The 18,155-nt window shown below is 68.8% G+C and carries 17 protein-coding genes; 9 read left to right on the top strand and 8 right to left on the bottom strand.

Annotation, left to right across the window (positions count from 1 at the left end):
• Nucleotides 1-28: 28 nt before the first annotated feature.
• The 6 genes from rlmH to ABAZ39_RS02095 all read left to right on the top strand — a co-directional run bounded on the left by rlmH (nucleotide 29) and on the right by ABAZ39_RS02095 (nucleotide 6,826).
• Nucleotides 29-487, top strand: a complete 459-nt coding sequence (rlmH, locus tag ABAZ39_RS02120) for a 23S rRNA (pseudouridine(1915)-N(3))-methyltransferase RlmH (RefSeq protein WP_014239449.1) — start codon at nucleotides 29-31, stop codon at nucleotides 485-487.
• A gap of 137 nt (nucleotides 488-624) precedes the next feature.
• Nucleotides 625-2,190, top strand: coding sequence for a 2,3-bisphosphoglycerate-independent phosphoglycerate mutase (gene gpmI, locus ABAZ39_RS02115; protein ID WP_038526255.1), 1,566 nt, complete (start codon nucleotides 625-627; stop codon nucleotides 2,188-2,190).
• Nucleotides 2,191-2,203: 13 nt separating this feature from the next.
• Entirely contained in the window at nucleotides 2,204-3,643 is a 1,440-nt protein-coding gene (locus tag ABAZ39_RS02110; RefSeq protein WP_081862853.1) for a murein hydrolase activator EnvC family protein, read from the top strand.
• Nucleotides 3,644-5,056 (top strand): S41 family peptidase, encoded by a 1,413-nt coding sequence (locus ABAZ39_RS02105; protein WP_038526251.1) that lies wholly within the window; start codon nucleotides 3,644-3,646, stop codon nucleotides 5,054-5,056.
• A gap of 16 nt (nucleotides 5,057-5,072) precedes the next feature.
• A complete protein-coding gene (locus ABAZ39_RS02100) occupies nucleotides 5,073-6,323 on the top strand; it encodes a divergent polysaccharide deacetylase family protein (protein WP_038526249.1) in 1,251 nt (416 codons plus the stop codon).
• Nucleotides 6,324-6,328: 5 nt separating this feature from the next.
• A complete protein-coding gene (locus ABAZ39_RS02095; RefSeq protein WP_038526246.1) occupies nucleotides 6,329-6,826 on the top strand; it encodes an RNA pyrophosphohydrolase in 498 nt (165 codons plus the stop codon).
• 19 nt (nucleotides 6,827-6,845) lie between these two features.
• On the opposite strand, the gene ABAZ39_RS02090 is transcribed toward ABAZ39_RS02095, so the two are convergent.
• The 6 genes from ABAZ39_RS02090 to ABAZ39_RS02065 form a co-directional block, all read right to left on the bottom strand.
• Nucleotides 6,846-7,664, bottom strand: coding sequence for an acyl-ACP desaturase (locus tag ABAZ39_RS02090; protein ID WP_038526243.1), 819 nt, complete (start codon nucleotides 7,662-7,664; stop codon nucleotides 6,846-6,848).
• A 200-nt stretch (nucleotides 7,665-7,864) separates the two neighbouring features.
• Complete coding sequence (locus tag ABAZ39_RS02085) at nucleotides 7,865-8,278, bottom strand: F0F1 ATP synthase subunit epsilon (RefSeq protein ID WP_014239442.1); 414 nt, start codon at nucleotides 8,276-8,278, stop codon at nucleotides 7,865-7,867.
• Between the two features lie 90 nt (nucleotides 8,279-8,368).
• A complete protein-coding gene (gene atpD / locus ABAZ39_RS02080; protein WP_014239441.1) occupies nucleotides 8,369-9,808 on the bottom strand; it encodes a F0F1 ATP synthase subunit beta in 1,440 nt (479 codons plus the stop codon).
• 69 nt (nucleotides 9,809-9,877) lie between these two features.
• Nucleotides 9,878-10,768, bottom strand: coding sequence for a F0F1 ATP synthase subunit gamma (locus ABAZ39_RS02075; protein WP_038526240.1), 891 nt, complete (start codon nucleotides 10,766-10,768; stop codon nucleotides 9,878-9,880).
• Between the two features lie 72 nt (nucleotides 10,769-10,840).
• A complete protein-coding gene (gene atpA / locus ABAZ39_RS02070) occupies nucleotides 10,841-12,370 on the bottom strand; it encodes a F0F1 ATP synthase subunit alpha (RefSeq protein WP_035671446.1) in 1,530 nt (509 codons plus the stop codon).
• Entirely contained in the window at nucleotides 12,370-12,939 is a 570-nt protein-coding gene (locus ABAZ39_RS02065) for a F0F1 ATP synthase subunit delta (RefSeq protein ID WP_038526237.1), read from the bottom strand. Before ABAZ39_RS02065 ends, atpA begins: the two co-directional genes overlap by 1 nt.
• Nucleotides 12,940-13,364: 425 nt before the next feature.
• On the opposite strand from ABAZ39_RS02065, the gene ABAZ39_RS02060 reads away from it, so the two are divergent.
• Nucleotides 13,365-13,688 carry a hypothetical protein gene (locus ABAZ39_RS02060; RefSeq protein ID WP_035671444.1) on the top strand — a complete coding sequence of 108 codons (324 nt, stop codon included), beginning with the start codon at nucleotides 13,365-13,367 and terminating at the stop codon, nucleotides 13,686-13,688.
• A gap of 74 nt (nucleotides 13,689-13,762) precedes the next feature.
• Here the strand turns inward: ABAZ39_RS02060 and ABAZ39_RS02055 are convergent, their stop codons facing one another.
• A complete protein-coding gene (locus ABAZ39_RS02055; RefSeq protein ID WP_038526233.1) occupies nucleotides 13,763-14,266 on the bottom strand; it encodes a cache domain-containing protein in 504 nt (167 codons plus the stop codon).
• 159 nt (nucleotides 14,267-14,425) lie between these two features.
• Nucleotides 14,426-16,684: a primosomal protein N' gene (locus tag ABAZ39_RS02050; protein WP_081862852.1), complete on the bottom strand. Its 2,259-nt coding sequence runs from the start codon at nucleotides 16,682-16,684 to the stop codon at nucleotides 14,426-14,428.
• An 88-nt stretch (nucleotides 16,685-16,772) separates the two neighbouring features.
• Between ABAZ39_RS02050 and fsa the strand changes: the two genes are divergently transcribed.
• Entirely contained in the window at nucleotides 16,773-17,429 is a 657-nt protein-coding gene (gene fsa, locus ABAZ39_RS02045) for a fructose-6-phosphate aldolase (protein WP_014239434.1), read from the top strand.
• Between the two features lie 10 nt (nucleotides 17,430-17,439).
• The gene (locus ABAZ39_RS02040) at nucleotides 17,440-18,153 is read left to right on the top strand and encodes a DUF484 family protein (protein ID WP_038526230.1); all 714 of its coding nucleotides are present in this window, start codon (nucleotides 17,440-17,442) and stop codon (nucleotides 18,151-18,153) included.
• Nucleotides 18,154-18,155: the final 2 nt, after the last annotated feature.

Below are 18,155 nucleotides of genomic sequence, written 5' to 3'. Positions count from 1 at the left end.
GGACGGGTGAGGAACGGGAGTCGGACCGATGCGTCTGTGGCTTGCCGCGGTTGGGCGGTCACGGACCGGTCCGGCGCGCGACCTGTATGACGAGTATGCCGGGCGCCTGTCCTGGCCGCTGACTCTGCGCGAGGTCGAGGTGAAGAAACGCCTCGCCTCCGACGAGTTGAAGCGGCAGGAGGCGGAGCTGCTTTTGGCCGCCATCCCCGCCGGGGCCATCGTCGTGGCCCTGGACGAGCGCGGCAAGACCATCACCAGCGAAGCCTTCGCCGCCAAGATCGGCGGCTGGCGGGACCAGGGGGCGGGTGACATCGCCTTTCTCATCGGCGGGGCGGACGGCCACGGCGACGCCGTGCGGGCGCGCGCCGATTTTCTTTTGGCCTTGGGCGCCATGACATGGCCACATATGCTGGTGCGAGGCATGTTGGCGGAGCAAATCTACCGTGCCCAGCAAATTCTGGCCGGACACCCCTATCACCGTGCATGACTCCCATTGTGCGCGTGCTCAGGCATGCCATTTTCTGATCCGGCCCAAGACAATAAAAATCCGGCCATAAGAAGACTGGCATCAGACCGTTCGACCGAGACCCGCAACCCGACCGTGACAGGCGTATGAGGAGCGTGATGACCGAGACCAATCGTCCCCGACCCGTAGTGCTGTGCATCCTGGATGGCTGGGGCTACCGCGAGGAGCGCGAGGACAACGCCATCGCGCAGGGCAACACGCCCAACTGGGACCGGCTGTGGTCGTCGGAGCCCCGCGCCTTCCTGGAGGCCAGCGAGGAGGAGGTCGGGCTGCCCAAGGGCCAGATGGGCAACTCCGAGGTCGGTCACATGAATCTGGGCGCCGGCCGCGTCGTCCGCCAGGATCTGGTGATGATCGACCACGCCATCGTCGAGGGCGAACTGGAGCGCAACGCCGCGCTGAACGACCTCGCCAAGACGCTGCTGGCCTCGGGCGGGCGCTGCCACATCCTGGGCCTGCTGTCGCCGGGCGGCGTCCATTCGCACCAGGACCACATCGCGGCGCTGGCCGGCGTGCTGGCCCATGAGGGCGTCCCGGTCGAGATCCACGCCTTCACCGACGGCCGCGACGTGCCGCCGCAGAGCGCCAAGGACCAGATGGCCGAGTTCATGGCCGACGTGCACGCCCTGCCCGGCGTCAACGTCGCCACGGTCAGCGGGCGCTACTACGCCATGGACCGCGACAAGCGCTGGGACCGCGTCGCCAAGGCCTACGCCACCCTGGTGAGCGCCCAGGGCGAGACGGCCGCCGACCCGATCCAGGCCATCGAGCAGAGCTATGCCGCCGGCACCCACGACGAGTTCATCCTGCCGACCGTCATCGACGGCTACACCGGCATGAAGGACGGCGACGCCATCCTGATGGCGAACTTCCGCGCCGACCGCGCCCGCGAGATCCTGGCCGCCTTCGTCGACCCGGCCTTCGACGGGTTCGAGCGCGCCTCGGTCCCGAAGCTGGCCGCCGCCGTCGGCATGGTCGAGTACTCGTCCACGCTCGCCAAGCTGATGACGACCATCTTTCCGCCGAAATCCTTGACCAAGGTGCTGGGCGAAGTGGTCAGCGAGGCCGGATTGACCCAGTTGCGCATCGCCGAAACGGAAAAGTACCCGCACGTCACCTTCTTCTTCAACGGTGGCGAGGAGCGCGTGTATCCCGGCGAGGATCGCATCCTGGTGCCGTCGCCGAAGGTCGCGACCTACGACCTCCAGCCGGAGATGTCCGCCGCCGAGGTGACCGACAAGGTCGTCGCCGCCGTGGACAGCGGGAAGTACGATTTGGTGGTCATCAACTACGCCAACCCCGACATGGTCGGCCACAGCGGCATCCTGTCCGCCGCCATCAAGGCGGTGGAGGCGGTGGACGTCAGCCTGGGCCGGCTGGAGGCCGCCGTGCGCGCCCAGGGCGGCGTGATGCTGGTCACCGCCGACCACGGCAACTGTGAGCTGATGAAGGACCCGCGGACCAACGGCCCGCACACCGCCCACACGCTGGACAAGGTGCCGCTGGTGCTGGTGAACGGCCCCGCCGGGGTGTCGGCGATCCGCAGCGGGCGTCTGGCCGACATCGCCCCGACGCTGCTCGACCTGATGAAGCTGCCGCAGCCGGCGGAGATGACCGGCAAGAGCCTGATCGACCGCGCCAGCGCGCGGGCCGCCGCGGAATAAGGCGGAACCGGGCATGGGCGCAGGGCGCGATCATCCGGCGGGTGTTGCTCTGCTCCCCCTCCCCGTCTCCGTTCCGCAAGGCGCCGGGCGGAGACGGGCGTTTTTCTGGCGGCCGGCCCTGCTGACCGCCACCCTTCTCGTTGTCTCCACCGCCGCCACGGCGCAGACCGAGTCCCCCGGCCAGACGCTGAAGCGGGTGGAGCAGGATCTCCAGACCGACAAGGCCCTGCAACGGCAGCTCGACCGCCAGTCGCAGACGCTCCAGAAGGAATTGGACGAGCTGCGCGACCGGCTGGTCGGTCTGGCCGATCAGGAGCGGGCGCAGGAGGACGAACTCGCCCATCTTGAGGAGTCCCTGACCGCGCTGGAGACGCAGGAGCGCAACCAGGCCGAAAAGCTGGAGGGCGAGCGGCAGCAGATCGCCGCCCTGCTCGCCGCCCTGCAGCGCGTCGCCCGCATCCCCCCGGAAGCGGCGCTGGCCCGCCCGGACGGGCCGGTGGACACGCTGCGCTCGGCCCTGCTGCTGCGCGACACGGTGCCGGCCCTGCGCGCCCGCGCCGACGCGCTGGCCCAAGCGCTGACGCGGCTGGCCGAGACGCGCGAGACGCTGCAAGCCCAGCGCAGCCGCACCTACGCCGCCCGCCTCACCCTGATCGACCGCCAGAAGGAGATCGGCCAGCTCGTCGCCCGGCGCGAGGAGCTGTCGCGCCAGACCGAGGAGGAGCGGCAGCAGGTCGCCCAGCGCACCGCCCGCCTGACCGGTCAGGCCGCCGACCTGCGCCAGTTGATGGACCGCATCGAGGCCGAACGCCGTGCCGCTGCCGCCATGGCGGCCAAGCGCGAGGCCGAACGGCTGGAGGCGGAGCGCCGCGAAGCCGAGCGCCGGCTCGCCGAGCAACGGGCCGCGGAGCAGAGACAAGCCGAGCAGAAGCTGGCGGAACAGAAAGCGGCGGAGCAACGGCAGGCTGAACAGAAACTCGCCGAACAGCGGGCCGCAGACCAGCGGGCTAGCGAACAGCGGGCCAGGGCCGAGACGGAAACCGCCCGCGCCGCGCCCAGCCCGCCCGCCGGGGAACGCCTGCCGGTGGGCGGCCGGGTGACCGTCCGCTACGGCGAGGCCGACCGCTACGGCGCGACCAGCCGGGGCGTCACCATCCAGGCCCGCGCCGGCTCGACGGTGGTGTCACCGCAGGCCGGAACGATCGTCTTCGCCGGGCCGTTCCGCGGCTATGGCCAAATCTTGATCGTGGAACACAGCCACGGATATCATAGTCTCATCGCTGGATTTGGCCGCATCGACACGGCCGTCGGACGGCGCGTGGCCACGGGGGAACCCATCGGCCTGATGCCCGCCGACGGGTCACCCGATCTTTACTTCGAGCTTCGACGTCACGGACAGCCGATCAATCCACAGCGCGGTTTCGGCGCCCCGGAGGGGAAAGGACAAGGGTAGATGAGGATAGTCAAGCGTGCCGCCACCGCCGCGGCCCTGGTGTTTCTGGGGGCCGGCGTCGCCACCGTCACCGCGCAGGTGAACAGCACCGGCAACAGTTCCGAGACCTACCGCCAGCTCAACCTGTTCGGCGACGTGTTCGAGCGCGTGCGCGCCGAGTATGTCGAGTCGACGACGGACGAGCAGTTGATCGAGTCCGCCATCAACGGAATGCTCACCTCGCTCGACCCGCATTCCAGCTATCTGAACCGCAAGAGCTTCCAGGACATGCAGGTTCAGACCCGCGGCGAGTTCGGCGGGCTGGGCATCGAGGTGACGATGGAGAACGGCCTGATCAAGGTCGTGTCGCCCATCGACGAGACTCCGGCCTTCCGCGCCGGCCTGCAGCCGGGCGACCTGATCATCCAGCTCAACGGCGAGGCCGTGATGGGCCTGTCGCTGAACGAGGCGGTGGAGAAGATGCGCGGCCCGGTGGGCAGCGACATCAAGGTCACCGTGCGCCGCGGCGAGGCCGGCGAGCCGTTCGAGGTCACGCTGACCCGCGCCGTCATCAAGGTGCAGTCGGTCCGCTACCGCACCGAGGGCGACATCGGCTACGTCCGCATCACCAGCTTCAACGAGCAGACGCAGCAGGGTCTGGAGAAGGCCATCGCCTCGATCCAGCAGCAGTTGGGCGACAAGCTGAAGGGCTACGTCCTCGACCTGCGCAACAACCCCGGCGGCCTGCTCGACCAGGCGGTCTCGGTCTCCGACACCTTCCTGGAGAAGGGGGAGATCGTCTCCACCCGCGGCCGCAAGGCCGAGGAGGGCACGCGCTACAACGCCAAGCCCGGCGACCTTGCCAAGGGCCTGCCGATCGTGGTGCTGGTCAACGGCGGCTCGGCCTCGGCCTCGGAGATCGTTGCCGGCGCGCTGCAGGACCACAAGCGGGCGCTCGTCCTCGGCACCCAGTCCTTCGGCAAGGGCTCGGTCCAGACGATCATCCCGCTGCCCGGCCACGGCGCCATGCGTCTGACCACGGCGCGCTACTACACGCCGTCGGGCAAGTCGATCCAGGCGCTGGGCATCACCCCGGACATCGAGGTGCACCCGGCCCGCGTCGAGGAGACCGACCAGGGTCTGATCCGCCGCCGCGAGAGCGACCTGCGCGGCGCGCTGCGCAACCCGGACGCCCCCCGCCCGGCCACCACCCAGCCGGCCCCGGCACCGGGCGCCAGCAACGCACCGGCTCCCGGGGCGGCTCCGGCCCCCGCGCCGGGTGCGACGCCGGCCCCCGCCAACGGCAACGCCCCGGCGGCGCCGTCCGCGGAGAACGGCGAAGGCGCGCCCAACCAGCCGCCCTTCGACTACCAGCTGGCCCGCGCGCTCGACCTGCTGCGGGGCGTCGCCCTGTTCCAGGCCCGCGCGCACTGAGGGGAGTGACGGGTCCGTGAACGCTGCCGCCCTGCTGGGCCGCCTGAAGCCCGCGAAACGGGAACGTTCCGGACCCGGCCTGCTGGCCCGCCTCCGGCGCCGAAAAGGCGGCGGCGATTCGGACGACGCTCCCCGCGCGCGCAAGGAGCGCCGCCCGCTGTCACCCCTCGCCAAGAGGCTGCTCGGCGCCTACGCCGTGCTGGCCCTCGGGCTGGGCGGGCTGGCCGGCTGGCTGGCGATGAACGGAGAGCACACCACCGAGGCGTGGCAGGCCGCCATCCCCCGCGTCGAGGTGGCGGTGAAGGGAGCGCAGCCTCCGGCACCGCCGGCGGCACCGCCCGCCACGACTGCGGCTGTTCCCGTCCAACCGGCTCCGCCTGCGGCCTCGCCTCCGGCGGCTCCCCCGCCACCCGTCGTCGCGGCTCCCCCGCCGCCGCTCGCCGTGGTCGTGAATGAGCCGGTCACCCTGGCGCCGGCGCCGGTCCCCGGCTTGGTGGAGGACTCACGCAACGGGCCGCTGCCGCGCATCGCCGAAGACGGGCGCAAGCCCTGGCAGGTCTACGCCCGCCCCTTCCCCGCCGCCGACCGCCGGCCGCGCATCGCCATTGTGCTGGCCGAGATGGGCATCTCCGGCGTGACCACCGGCAATGCCCTGCAGAAGCTGCCGCCGACGATCACGCTGGCCTTCGTGCCCTACGCCGAGCGGCTGGACAACTGGGTCGAGCGTGCCCGCGGCAAGGGGCACGAGGTGATGCTCTCCATCCCCATGGAGCCGCAGGACTACCCGCGCAACGATCCCGGCCCCAACGCCCTTCTCACCATGCTGCCGCCTGAGCGCAACATGGAGCGGCTGGAATGGTCGCTGGGCAAGGCGGCCGGCTATGTCGGCATCACCAGCACCACGGGCAGCAAATTCACCACCAACCCCGACGCGGTGAACCCGGTCGTCGCGGCGATGAAGGCGCGCGGCCTGATGGTGCTGGACGCCCGCGCCAACCCGCGCAGCGTCGCCGGAACACTGGCGGGTCAGGCGGGCGTGCCGCGGGCCTTCGCCGACCGGGTGATCGACCGCGACCTGTCGCGCGGCGCCATCGACGACCAGCTCGCCGAGTTGGAGACCATCGCCAAGGCCAACGGCGCCGCGGTGGGCATCGGCGCCCCCTACCCCAGCACCATCGAACGGATCAACCTGTGGCTCACCGGGCTGGCCGACCGTGGCATCGCCATCGTGCCGGTCTCCGCCGTGGCCAACATGCAGAAGCAATAAGGCGCATGAGCAAGAAGCCTATCGACCGCGAGTCCCTCCCCTACCGCCCCTGCGTGGGCGTGATGCTGCTGAACGACCGCGGGCAGGTCTTCGTGGCCCGGCGCTGCGACAGCAAGGACGCCTGGCAGATGCCCCAGGGCGGCATCGACGAGGGCGAGGGCGTGCATGAGGCCGCCCTGCGCGAGCTGAAGGAGGAGATCGGCACCGACAAGGCCGAGATCCTCGGCGAGACGGCGGAGAAGCTGCGCTACGACCTACCCGATCATCTGCTGGGCAAGGTCTGGAAGGGCCGCTGGCGTGGTCAGGAGCAGGTCTGGCTGGCCGCCCGCTTCACCGGCCTGGACGCCGACATCGACCTCGCCACCGAGCATCCCGAGTTCGACGCCTGGAAATGGGTCGATGCTGATGATCTGCCCGGCCTGATCGTGCCCTTCAAGCGCCCGGTCTACGAGTCGGTGCTGGCGGAATTCGCCCCGGTGATCGCGGCGCTGCGGCGGGGCTGACCCCGCCGCGTTCTTCCTGTTAGGCGACCTTCGCCAGCCGCTTGGCGCGGCTTTCGATCAGCCACCAGGCGCCACGGGCGGCGACGCTGTAGAAGCGGGTGTGCGGCTTCAGCCCGCAAGCCTTGAAGACCATCGCCACCGCGCGGTCGACGTGCTTGGGCCGGTAACGGCCGTAAGCGCGGCGCATGTAGGCCTGATTGTAGGTCTTGTGCGCGTAGGGCTCGCCCTCCGGCGCGTTGGCCGCGTAGTAGGCGTAGGCCAGCTCGTCGTCCTCCGACTCGCCGATGCGCGACAGCGCGACCTTCAGGCGCTGGAACTTGTTGAGCTGCTCCAGCTCCAGATACTTCTTCGTGTAGGTGTAGAAGAGTTTGAAGTGACGCAGCTCGTCGGCGGCGATGTTCTTGCAGATCAGCTTGAGCACCGGTTCGTCCGTCGAGTCGCCGATGGCCGCGTAGTAGCTGCTGGTGCCCGTCTCGACCATGCAGCGGGCGATCATCTCGCCGGTGCGCGAGCCGCGGACCGAGGCGTCGAGGTCGATCGGCACCTTGTAGCCGGCGCGGAAGCGCTCGACGGCCCGGTCGAAGTCGAAGCTCGGATCGACCAGCTCCGCCCATTTGCCGAGCGCGCGGCCGTGCTGGACCTCCTCGACCGCCCAGCCGTGCGCGACCTCCTGGAACTCGGGATCGTCGTGGAAGACGTTGCAGAGATAGGCCGTGTAGTCGTCGGCGTTGAACTCCACCAGGGCCGCCGCCTTGATGAGCGGGACGAGATCGGGATCGACCTTGCTGTGGTCCAATTGATCCCAGGGAAGCTCTTCGTATTTCCAGTGCAACGCCACACTCCACTCCCGCTGCTGGCCGCCGTTCCGGGCCGGTTGTTCCACGCTCTGACGGAGAACAGGACCATAAAAACAAAAACGCCTCGACGGACGGGCCGGGAGGCGTTCGATCCCTTGCGGGATACTATGTATGGCTGCGATGGCGCAATGCAACGGAAACGGCCCAGCCGGCGGTCGCCGCCGCCGGGCCGTGCCCGGTGTCAGTGCGTGGTCGCGCCGGTCGCGTCGAGCTTGGCGCGGGCGATGGCGATCTTCGCCTCCACGCGGGCCTTCTCGTCGTCGGACTTGGCGTCTTCCAGATCCTCGCCCAGGTCGCGGATCTGCTGCTCGACCTTGGCGCGGTCGATCTCGGCGACCGCGATGGCCTCCTCGGCCAGGACGGTGCAGCGGGTCTCGGTCACCTCGGCGAAGCCGCCGGCGACGAACACCCGGTCGACCACGCGGTCGGCCTCGTAGACGTCGATCACGCCCGGACGGACGGTCGAAATCATCGGCGAGTGGCCGGCGAGGACGCCGAAGTCACCTTCCGAACCCGGCACCACGACCATGTCGACGGGCTGCGAGGTCAGCAGCTTCTCCGGAGAGACCAGCTCGAATTCGACTTTATCGGCCATGGGTTTCCTGGTGCCTCTTCATAAGAACCCCCTCCCCCGCGCGGGCGGAGGAGAGGGTTAGCCTCGTTACCGAACGTCAGCCGACCCTGATCAGGCGGCTTCGGCGGCCAGCTTCTTCGCCTTGGCGATGGCTTCGTCGATGGTGCCGACCATGTAGAAGGCCGCTTCCGGCAGATGGTCGTAGTCGCCGTTCACGATGCCCTTGAAGCCCTTGATGGTGTCTTCCAGGCTGACGAGCACGCCCGGGGTGCCGGTGAACACCTCGGCGACATGGAACGGCTGCGACAGGAAGCGCTGGATCTTGCGGGCGCGGGCCACGACCAGCTTGTCCTCTTCCGACAGCTCGTCCATGCCCAGGATCGCGATGATGTCCTGCAGCGACTTGTAGGTCTGCAGAACGCGCTGCACCGAACGGGCGACGGTGTAGTGCTCCTCACCGACGACGCGCGGGTCCAGGATGCGGCTGGTCGAGTCCAGCGGGTCCACCGCCGGGAAGATCGCCATTTCGGCGATCGAACGCGACAGCACCGTGGTGGCGTCCAGGTGGGCGAAGGAGGTGGCCGGGGCCGGGTCGGTCAGATCGTCGGCGGGCACGTAAATGGCCTGCACCGAGGTGATCGACCCCTTCTTCGTGGAGGTGATGCGCTCCTGCAGGGCGCCCATGTCGGTGGCCAGCGTCGGCTGGTAACCCACCGCCGACGGGATGCGGCCCAGCAGAGCCGACACTTCCGAACCGGCCTGGGTGAAGCGGAAGATGTTGTCCACGAAGAACAGCACGTCCTGGCCTTCCTCGTCGCGGAAGTATTCCGCGAGGGTCAGACCGGACAGGGCGACGCGGGCGCGGGCACCCGGCGGCTCGTTCATCTGGCCGTACACCAGGGCCACCTTGGAGCCCGGGCCGTCGAGCTTGATGACGCCCGACTCGATCATCTCGTGGTAGAGGTCGTTGCCCTCACGGGTGCGCTCGCCCACGCCCGCGAACACCGACACGCCGCCGTGCGCCTTCGCGACGTTGTTGATCAGCTCCATGATGGTCACGGTCTTGCCCACGCCGGCGCCGCCGAACAGGCCGATCTTGCCGCCCTTGGCGTAGGGGGCCAGCAGATCGATGACCTTGATGCCCGTGATCAGCACTTCGGCGTCCGTCGACTGCTCGACGAAGTCCGGGGCCGCACGGTGGATCGGCAGGGTGCGCTCGGCGCCGACGTCGCCGCGCTCGTCGATCGGCTCACCGATCACGTTGATGATGCGGCCGAGGGTGGCCGGGCCGACCGGCACGGCGATCGGGGCGCCGGTGTCGGTCACTTCGGCGCCGCGGACCAGGCCGTCGGTGCTGTCCATGGCGATGGCGCGGACGGTGCTCTCGCCGAGGTGCTGGGCGACCTCGAGCACGAGGACCTTGCCGTCGTTCTGGGTGTGCAGAGCGTTCAGAATGGCCGGCAGCTCGCCGTCGAACTGGACGTCGACAACGGCGCCCGTGACCTGCGTGATCTTGCCGACGGCGTTCGTCGCCTGGGTGGTGGTGGCCATGGAGTAAAGCTCCCTCGGAACTCGATAATTGTCGGATGTGCCGTCGTATCGACCGCGAACGCTGCGCCGTTAAACCGCCTCGGCGCCGGAGATGATCTCGATCAGCTCCTTGGTGATGTAGGCCTGGCGCGTGCGGTTGTAGGTGATCGTCAGCTTGTTGATCATGTCGCCGGCGTTGCGCGTCGCGTTGTCCATCGCGGTCATGCGGGCGCCCTGTTCGGACGCGGCGCTTTCCAGGAGGGCGCGATAAACCTGGATCGACAGGTTGCGCGGCAGCAGCTCGGCGAGGATCTGCTCCTCGTCGGGCTCGAACTCGTAGATCGCCTTGACCTCGGCGCCCGCGGCGTCCTCGTCCGCCTGCGCCTCGACGGCGAAGGGAACGAGCTGCTGGACGGTCACGATCTGGGAGATCGCCGACTTGAACTTGTTGAAGATCACCGAGCAGACGTCGAACTCGCCCGCGTCGTACATCGCCAGAACCTTCTGCGCGACGACATCGGCGTCGGCGAAGGACAGCTTGCGGCGGCCCACATCCTCGTAGGTCTCGACGATCAGCGAGCCGAACTCGCGGCGCAGCTGGTCGCGGGCCTTGCGGCCGACGGTGAGCAGCTTGACCGTCTTGCCTTCCGACTGGAGGCGCAGGATCTGGCGGCGGGACTCACGGACGATGGCGCCGTTGAAGGCGCCGCACAGGCCGCGGTCGGAGCTGATGATGACGAGGAGATGCACCTGATCGGAACCGGTGCCGGTCATCAGCTTCGGGCCGTTGCCCGAGTCCTGCACGTTGGCCGCGAGAGAGGCCAGCATGCGGCCCATGCGCTCGGCGTAGGGACGACCGGCTTCCGCCTGCTCCTGCGCACGGCGGAGCTTGGAGGCGGCGACCATCTTCATCGCCGAGGTGATCTTCCGCGTCGATTGGACGCTGGCGATCCGGTTCTTTAGGTCCTTGAGGTTAGGCATGCCGGCCCTTCATTCCGCTCGGGGTCGTTCGGGTTGACGGACGGGGCGCAGGGACTGCGCCCCCGCCGTCGATCAGACGAACACCTTGGAGAAGTTGTCGAGGAAGGCCTTCAGGCGCTCCTCGGTCGCAGAGGTGATCTGCTTCTCGTTGCGGATCGTCGCCAGGATGTCGGCCCCCTTGGAGCGGACCTCGGCGAGGAACTTCTGCTCGAAGCGGTTGACGTCCTCGACCTTGATCTTGTCGAGGTAGCCCTTCACGCCCGAGAAGATCGACACGACCTGCTCTTCGACCGGCAGCGGCTGGAACTGCGGCTGCTTCAGCAGCTCGGTCAGACGGGCGCCGCGGGCCAGCAGGCGCTGGGTGGCGGCGTCGAGGTCCGAGGCGAACTGCGCGAAGGCGGCCATCTCGCGGTACTGGGCCAGCTCCATCTTGATGGTGCCGGCGACCTGCTTCATCGCCTTGATCTGGGCGGCGGAGCCGACGCGCGACACCGACAGGCCGACGTTGATGGCCGGACGGATGCCCTTATAGAACAGGCCCGTCTCGAGGAAGATCTGGCCGTCGGTGATCGAGATCACGTTCGTCGGGATGTAGGCCGACACGTCGCCGGCCTGCGTCTCGATGACCGGCAGGGCGGTCAGCGAGCCGTTGCCGTGGGCGTCGCCCATCTTGGCGGCGCGCTCGAGCAGGCGGCTGTGGAGGTAGAACACGTCGCCCGGGTAGGCTTCGCGGCCCGGCGGACGGCGGAGCAGCAGCGACATCTGACGGTAGGCGACGGCCTGCTTGGACAGGTCATCGTACACGATCAGGGCGTGCATGCCGTTGTCGCGGAAGTACTCGCCCATCGTGCAGCCGGTGTAGGGCGCCAGGAACTGCAGCGGGGCCGGCTCCGACGCGGTGGCCGCGACGACGATGGAGTATTCCAGGGCGCCGGCGTCTTCCAGGGTCTTGACGATCTGGGCGACGGTGGAGCGCTTCTGACCGACGGCGACGTAGATGCAGTAGAGCTTCTTGCTCTCGTCGTCGCCCTGGTTGATCGGCTTCTGGTTCAGGAAAGTGTCGATGACGACGGCGGTCTTGCCGGTCTGGCGGTCACCGATGATCAGCTCGCGCTGGCCGCGGCCGATCGGAACCAGGCTGTCGACGGCCTTCAGGCCGGTCTGCATCGGCTCGTGCACCGACTTGCGCGGGATGATGCCGGGGGCCTTGACCTCGACGCGGGTGCGGGTGACGTCCACCAGCGGGCCCTTGCCGTCGATCGGGTTGCCCAGGCCGTCCACGACGCGGCCCAGCAGACCCTTGCCGACCGGCACGTCCACGATGGTGCCCGTGCGCTTGACGGTGTCGCCTTCCTTGATCTCGCTGTCGGTGCCGAAGATCACGACGCCGACGTTGTCGGTCTCGAGGTTCAGCGCCATGCCCTTGATGCCACCGGGGAACTCGACCATCTCGCCGGCGCGCACGTTGTCCAGGCCGTGCACGCGGGCGACGCCGTCACCCACGGAGAGGACCTGACCGACCTCGGCGACGTCCGCCTCGGTCCCGAAATTCGCGATCTGCTGCTTGAGGATCGCAGAGATTTCTGCGGCGCGGATATCCATCAGACTGATCCCCCTGAGGCCTTCATGGCGAGTTGCAATTTGTTCAGCTTCGTGCGCACCGAGGTGTCGACCATGCGCGAGCCGAACTTAACGATCATGCCCCCGATCAGCGCGGGATCGACCGTGGTGTTGATCAACACCTTGGAGCCGATCGACGCCTTCAGCGCGTCGGTGACCGCGGCCAGCTGAGCGTCGCTCAGCGGCTGGGCCGAGGTGACCTGGGCGGTCACTTCGCCACGACGGCGGGCCAGTTCGGCGAGATAGCCTTCGATCATGCCTTCCAGCGCGAACAGGCGGCGGTTCTTGGCCACCAGCCCGATGAAGCGCTTGGTCAGATCGGACACTTCGGCGCGGTCCAGAACCGCGGCCATCGCCCGGCCTTGGTCGGCGCGGCTGATCACGGGACTGCGGACGAGGCGGCGAAGGTCGGCGCTCTCAGCCAGGATTTGCTTCAGCGCAACCAGATCGCTCGCGACCTGATCCAACGCTTTGTTCTCGTCCGCAAGCTCGAACAGCGCGATGGAGTAGCGCGTAGCGAGTTCGGAAACGCCTGTACCTTCGATTGCCACCTGATCCCTCGAATTGAGTTCGGTAGACGGTGAATTTTCAGGGCCTTAAATAGGGCAACACCCACATCGCGGCGGCCCAGCCCGCGAAAGCGAGCGGTCCAATATCACAGGATTAGGCCCTGCGCAACGGGGTCTGGACAATTTGCGCGCGGGGTGAGTGCGGCGTTTTGCGCCCCTGCGGCGTGGGGTCCGTTCTTGGCGGCGGGCGCTGGAAATGGGCATACCACTTCACAACCGCAACGGATCACCTTGCCATCTGAAGGACCTGCCCTCTCCGCGGCCCTTCCCGAGGCCGGATTTCCAAAGCCCGTTCCGCGGCGGTCCAGAGACCAGACTGTGACCTAACGCCCTGTTTAACACCCGTTTAACCATTCACGCGCACGGTCGCCTCACAGCCCGTCTGACAGGACAAACCCAGGCCAATCATGACCGTCGTCGCCTTCTCCTGCGCCCGCTTCACCCCCGCCGACCTCAACGAGTTCGAGGCGGTGGCCGATCCGAAGCTGCGCCTTGGCCATTGGGCCGGGGTCATCCGCGAAACGGGCCGGGAGCATGACCGGCTCCTCGTCCTCCTGCCCGGCGTGGACCGTCCCGTCTTCCGGTTCGAGCGCGACGGGCGCGGGCGTTACAGCCTGTCCTTCAACGACCGCTCCGGCTGGTACGGCATCGGGTCGGGAAGCAGCGCCGCCGAATGCCTGTCGATCTGGCGCCCCCGCCCGCGGGCCGACCGCTCCGTTTCGGTGCTCTGAGCCTCTTTTTCACCCTTCGGAAAAGTCCGATTCGGTCGTCGCCGACCCGCCGGATCGCCCACCGGGGAACCCGGTCAGCGATAGACGCCGACCGACAGCAGATAGGGCTCGCCGCCCAGGACGATGCGGCGCACGATCATCGTCTTCGGCGCGATCTGGCCCGACAGCGGGTCCGTCCATTTGTAGCTGACGGCGCCCGAATCCCGCTCCGCCACGATGTCCAGCGCCTCCTGGATGAAGGGCTTGCCGTCGACGTCCTTCAGGTCCTTGAGGTTCACGCCGTTCAGCGACGGCGTCCAGCCGTGGGCCACCATCACGCCGTCGCGGTCGATCAGCATCGGGTAGAGGTCGCGGTCGATCAGCGCGCCGTCCCGCTGGGCGAAGGCGTCCGCCGCGCCCTCCGCGCCGTGCTGGCGCAGATAGCCGCTGGTCTTGTCGAGCAGCGCCTTGGCGTCCGATTCCGTCCCCCGGGTCTGGGCGGGCACGCCCGCCGCCAGGGCGATGATCGCCAGCAGCGCGAGAACCGGGAGAACCGTCAGCAAGGTAGGGAGGTGGAAACGACCGCGCAGCCTGGACATGAGATCGCTCGGCGAAAGATGACTTCCATACTCTGGTAATACCATGACCCGCCGGCCGCAACGGACCAAACGTCACAGGTGCCTTGCGGAGCGCGCAGGGACAATCGGTCGCAGCCCCCCTTTACAGGAGTCCGACGTTTCTTAACGGGCGCCGCAGCTTTACAGGAAGCTGTAGGGATCAACGTCCACTTGCACGCGCACGTTGGGCGGAATGTCCACCTGCTCCAGCCACTGGGCGATCAGGGGTTGCACCTGGACAGTGCGTGGCGCCTTCAGCAGCAGACGCCGCCGGTGCCGCCCGCGCAGCAGGGCCAGCGGCGCCGGGGCCGGCCCCAGCACGGCGACGGTGTCGCTGCGCGGCGCGGCGCGCCCCAGGGCGATGGACAGCTTCTCCACCGCTACCGCGTCCTCCCCCGACACGATCAGGGCGGCCAGCCGTCCGAAGGGCGGCATTCCGGCCTCCAGCCGCATCTCCGCCTCCAGCTGGTAGAAGCCGTCGCGGTCGCCTGCGGCCAGCGCCTGCATCACCGGATGCTCGGGCATGTAGGTCTGCAGCATGACCCGCCCCGGCCGCTCGCCGCGCCCGGCGCGCCCGGCCACCTGGTGAAGGAGCTGGTAGGTCCGCTCCCCCGCCCGCAGATCGCCGCCGGCCAGCCCGAGGTCCGCGTCCACCACCCCGACCAGGGTCAGCATGGGGAAATGGTGGCCCTTCGCCATCACCTGGGTGCCGATCAGGATGTCCAGCTCATGGTCGGCGATCCGCCGGACCATCTCCTGGATGGCGCGGGGGCCGAACAGCGTGTCCGACGCCATGATGGCGGCGCGGGCGTCGGGAAACAGCTCCGCCACCTCCTCGGCGATCCGCTCCACGCCGGGACCGCAGGCCGCCAACGTGCCTTCCTCGCCGCATTCCGGGCAGGTCGGGGAGAGCGGCTGCGACAGGCCGCAATGGTGGCACTGGAGCTTGCGGGCCAGCCGGTGCTCGACCAGCCACGCCGTGCAGTTGGGGCATTGCAGCCGGTGCCCGCAGGCCCGGCACAGAGTCAGCGGGGCGTAGCCGCGGCGGTTGAGGAACAGCATCACCTGCTCCTTCTCCGCCAGCGTCTGCTCGATGGCCTTCTTCAGCGACGGGGCCAGCCAGTGGCGCGCCGGCGGCCGGTCCTTGCGCAGGTCCACCAGCTCGACATCGGGCAGCACGGCGCCGCCGTGGCGGCCCGGCAGTTCGATGCGGGCGTAGCGGTTGCTGTCGGCGTTGACCTTGGTCTCCAGCGACGGCGTGGCGGAGACCAGCACGGTGGGAATGCCGCCGATGTGCGCCCGCGCGACGGCCATGTCGCGGGCGTGGTAGATCGACCCTTCCTCCTGCTTGTAGGCGGAGTCGTGCTCCTCGTCGATGATGATGACGCCGAGGTTCTTGTAGGGCAGGAACAAGGCGGAGCGGGCGCCGACCACCACCGGCACCTCGCCGTTGGCCACGGCCCTCCAAGTGTCGCGGCGCTGCGCCCCGGTCAGTTCGGAATGCCATTCCGCCGGCGGCGCGCCAAAGCGGCGGGCGAAGCGCTCCAGCCACTGCGCCGACAGGGCGATTTCCGGAAGCAGCACCAGCGCCTGCTTGCCGGCCTTCAGGGCGGCGGCGATGGCTTCGTAATAGACTTCGGTCTTGCCGGAGCCGGTCACCCCGTCGAGCAGCACAGTGGAATAGACGCCGGACTCCACGCGGGCGCGCAGGTCCGCCGCCGCGGCCTCCTGGTCGGCGGACAGGGTGGGGCCGGGACGGTGGCAGTCGGGCCGCCCGAGCTTGGTCGGCTGGAGCAGCACCGGCTCCAGCAGCCCGGCCTCGGCCAGCCCGCGCACCACGGTGACGCCGCAGCCGGCCTCCTCGGCCAGCTCCGCCGGGGTGCGCGGCGGGCCGTCGTCCAGCAGGGCCAGCACGCGCCGCCGCGGATCGGTCATCTTGAAGCCGGGGGGCGGTTCCGCGTCCGGCTTGCGCAGGTAGGCGAGCGTGGCCTTCGCCGGCTCCAGCGCCGAGGGCACGCTGATCGCCATGCGCAGCACATGGCCCGGCGGCGTCATGGTGTAGGCGGCCACCCACTCCACGAACTTGCGCTCGACCTCCGGCATCGGCGGCACGTCGAAGCGGCGGACCACCGGCTTCAGCCGGGCAGCCGCCACGACTCCGGCACCGTCGCCCCACACCACCCCGAGCACGCGGCGCGGTCCCAGCGGAACCTCCACATAGTCGCCGGGGACGAGGGTCATCCCGGCGGGCACGCGGTAGTCGTAGGCCTCGCGCAGCGGCAGGGGCAGAAGCACGCGGACGCGCGGGTCCGCGTCCACCGGCACCGTGCCCGGCAGAAGCGCCTGCGCTGAATCTCCGGAACCGGATTTGGCCCCGGATCTGGCGGAATTTTCACGCATCGGCTAGAGTGCCCCCTGGCCGCGACGCCGGGCAGCGAATCCCGGGAAACAGGGCACGGTCTTCCTCAGCAAGCATGGATTCCAGGTCATGAAGTTCTTCGTTGACACCGCCGACATCGCCGAGATCCGCGATCTGGCCGACACCGGCCTGCTGGACGGTGTTACCACCAACCCCTCCCTCGTCGCCAAGACCGGTCGCAGCTTCCTCGACCTCGTGGCCGAAATTTGTGATGTGGTGGACGGCCCGGTCAGCGCCGAGGTGGCCTCCACCGACTTCGAGACCATGCTGGCGGAAGGGAAGAAGCTTGCCAAGATCGCCGACAACGTCACGGTCAAGGTTCCGCTCACCCCGGCCGGCCTGAAGACCTGCAAGGCGCTGTCCTCCGAAGGCACGATGGTCAACGTCACGCTGTGCTTCTCCCCGGCCCAGGCGATCCTGGCCGCCAAGGCCGGCGCCAGCTTCGTGTCGCCCTTCGTCGGCCGCCTGGACGACATCGGGCAGGACGGCATGGGCCTGATCGCCGACATCGTGGAGATTTACAGCAACTACGACTACTTCAAGACCGAGGTGCTGGTCGCCTCGATCCGCAACCCGATCCACATCGTCGACTCCGCCCGCCTGGGCGCCCACGTCGTCACCGCCCCGCCGTCGGTGCTGAAACAGCTCTTCAACCATCCGCTGACCGACAAGGGCCTCGCCCAGTTCGTCGCCGACTGGCAGAAGACCGGCCAGTCCATCCTCTGAGGACGGCAGCATGGGCCGGGAGCCGGGACACACCCCCCACGGGAAGGACGCGCCGACCGCCGAGGAGGTGCACGCCTACCTGCGGGACCATCCCGACTTCCTGGTCCATCACGGCGATCTGGTCCACCACCTGACCCCGCCGTCCCAGGACCGCGGTCGCGGGGTGGTGGATTTGCAGGCCTACATGGTCGAGCGGCTGCGCGGCGAGGTCCGCCTGCTGAAGGACCAGCAGCGCGAGCTGATCGGCACCTCGCGCGCCAACATGAACAGCCAGAACCGCATCCACGCGGCGGTGCTGTTCCTCCTCGACGCGCAGAGTTTCGAGCAGCTCATCCAGACCATCACCACCGATCTGGCGGTGCTGCTCGACCTGGACGTCGCCTGCCTGATCGTCGAGTCGAACGGCCACGACACCCCGCATGTCCAGACCTCCGGCGTGCGGGTGGTCGAGCCGGGGACCGTCGATCGCTGGCTGGGCAAGGCCGACGTGGCGCTGAACGCCGACATCCAGGGCGACCCGGAGCTGTATGGCCCCGGCGCCGGGCTGGTCCGGTCGGAGGTTCTGATCCGCCTCCAGGTGTCCAGCGAGACGCCGGACGGCATGCTGGCCTTCGGCAGCCGCGAGCCGGACAGCTTCCACAGCGGCCAGGGCACCGAACTGGTCGGCTTCCTCGCCCGCGTGGTCGAGCGGGTGATCCGCGGCTGGCTCGAACTGCCGGCCTGAAC

The organism is Azospirillum argentinense, assembly GCF_000632475.1.
GTDB classification, from domain to species: domain Bacteria; phylum Pseudomonadota; class Alphaproteobacteria; order Azospirillales; family Azospirillaceae; genus Azospirillum; species Azospirillum baldaniorum.
The sequence above is the reverse complement of the archived record's forward strand: the minus strand, read 5'-3'. Positions and strand labels throughout refer to the sequence as shown.

Excerpts from the sequence above, each read along its gene's own strand:
- atpD (WP_014239441.1), bottom strand. The coding sequence starts at position 9,808 with ATGGCCACCACCACCCAGGCGACGAACGCCGTCGGCAAGATCACGCAG.
- atpA (WP_035671446.1), bottom strand. The coding sequence starts at position 12,370 with ATGGATATCCGCGCCGCAGAAATCTCTGCGATCCTCAAGCAGCAGATC.
- ABAZ39_RS02040 (WP_038526230.1), top strand. The coding sequence starts at position 17,440 with ATGGGCCGGGAGCCGGGACACACCCCCCACGGGAAGGACGCGCCGACC.
- ABAZ39_RS02105 (WP_038526251.1), top strand. The coding sequence starts at position 3,644 with ATGAGGATAGTCAAGCGTGCCGCCACCGCCGCGGCCCTGGTGTTTCTG.
- ABAZ39_RS02085 (WP_014239442.1), bottom strand. The coding sequence starts at position 8,278 with ATGGCCGATAAAGTCGAATTCGAGCTGGTCTCTCCGGAGAAGCTGCTG.
- ABAZ39_RS02095 (WP_038526246.1), top strand. The coding sequence starts at position 6,329 with ATGAGCAAGAAGCCTATCGACCGCGAGTCCCTCCCCTACCGCCCCTGC.
- fsa (WP_014239434.1), top strand. The coding sequence starts at position 16,773 with ATGAAGTTCTTCGTTGACACCGCCGACATCGCCGAGATCCGCGATCTG.
- ABAZ39_RS02110 (WP_081862853.1), top strand. The coding sequence starts at position 2,204 with ATGGGCGCAGGGCGCGATCATCCGGCGGGTGTTGCTCTGCTCCCCCTC.
- ABAZ39_RS02050 (WP_081862852.1), bottom strand. The coding sequence starts at position 16,684 with ATGCGTGAAAATTCCGCCAGATCCGGGGCCAAATCCGGTTCCGGAGAT.
- ABAZ39_RS02055 (WP_038526233.1), bottom strand. The coding sequence starts at position 14,266 with ATGTCCAGGCTGCGCGGTCGTTTCCACCTCCCTACCTTGCTGACGGTT.
- ABAZ39_RS02060 (WP_035671444.1), top strand. The coding sequence starts at position 13,365 with ATGACCGTCGTCGCCTTCTCCTGCGCCCGCTTCACCCCCGCCGACCTC.
- gpmI (WP_038526255.1), top strand. The coding sequence starts at position 625 with ATGACCGAGACCAATCGTCCCCGACCCGTAGTGCTGTGCATCCTGGAT.
- rlmH (WP_014239449.1), top strand. The coding sequence starts at position 29 with ATGCGTCTGTGGCTTGCCGCGGTTGGGCGGTCACGGACCGGTCCGGCG.
- ABAZ39_RS02075 (WP_038526240.1), bottom strand. The coding sequence starts at position 10,768 with ATGCCTAACCTCAAGGACCTAAAGAACCGGATCGCCAGCGTCCAATCG.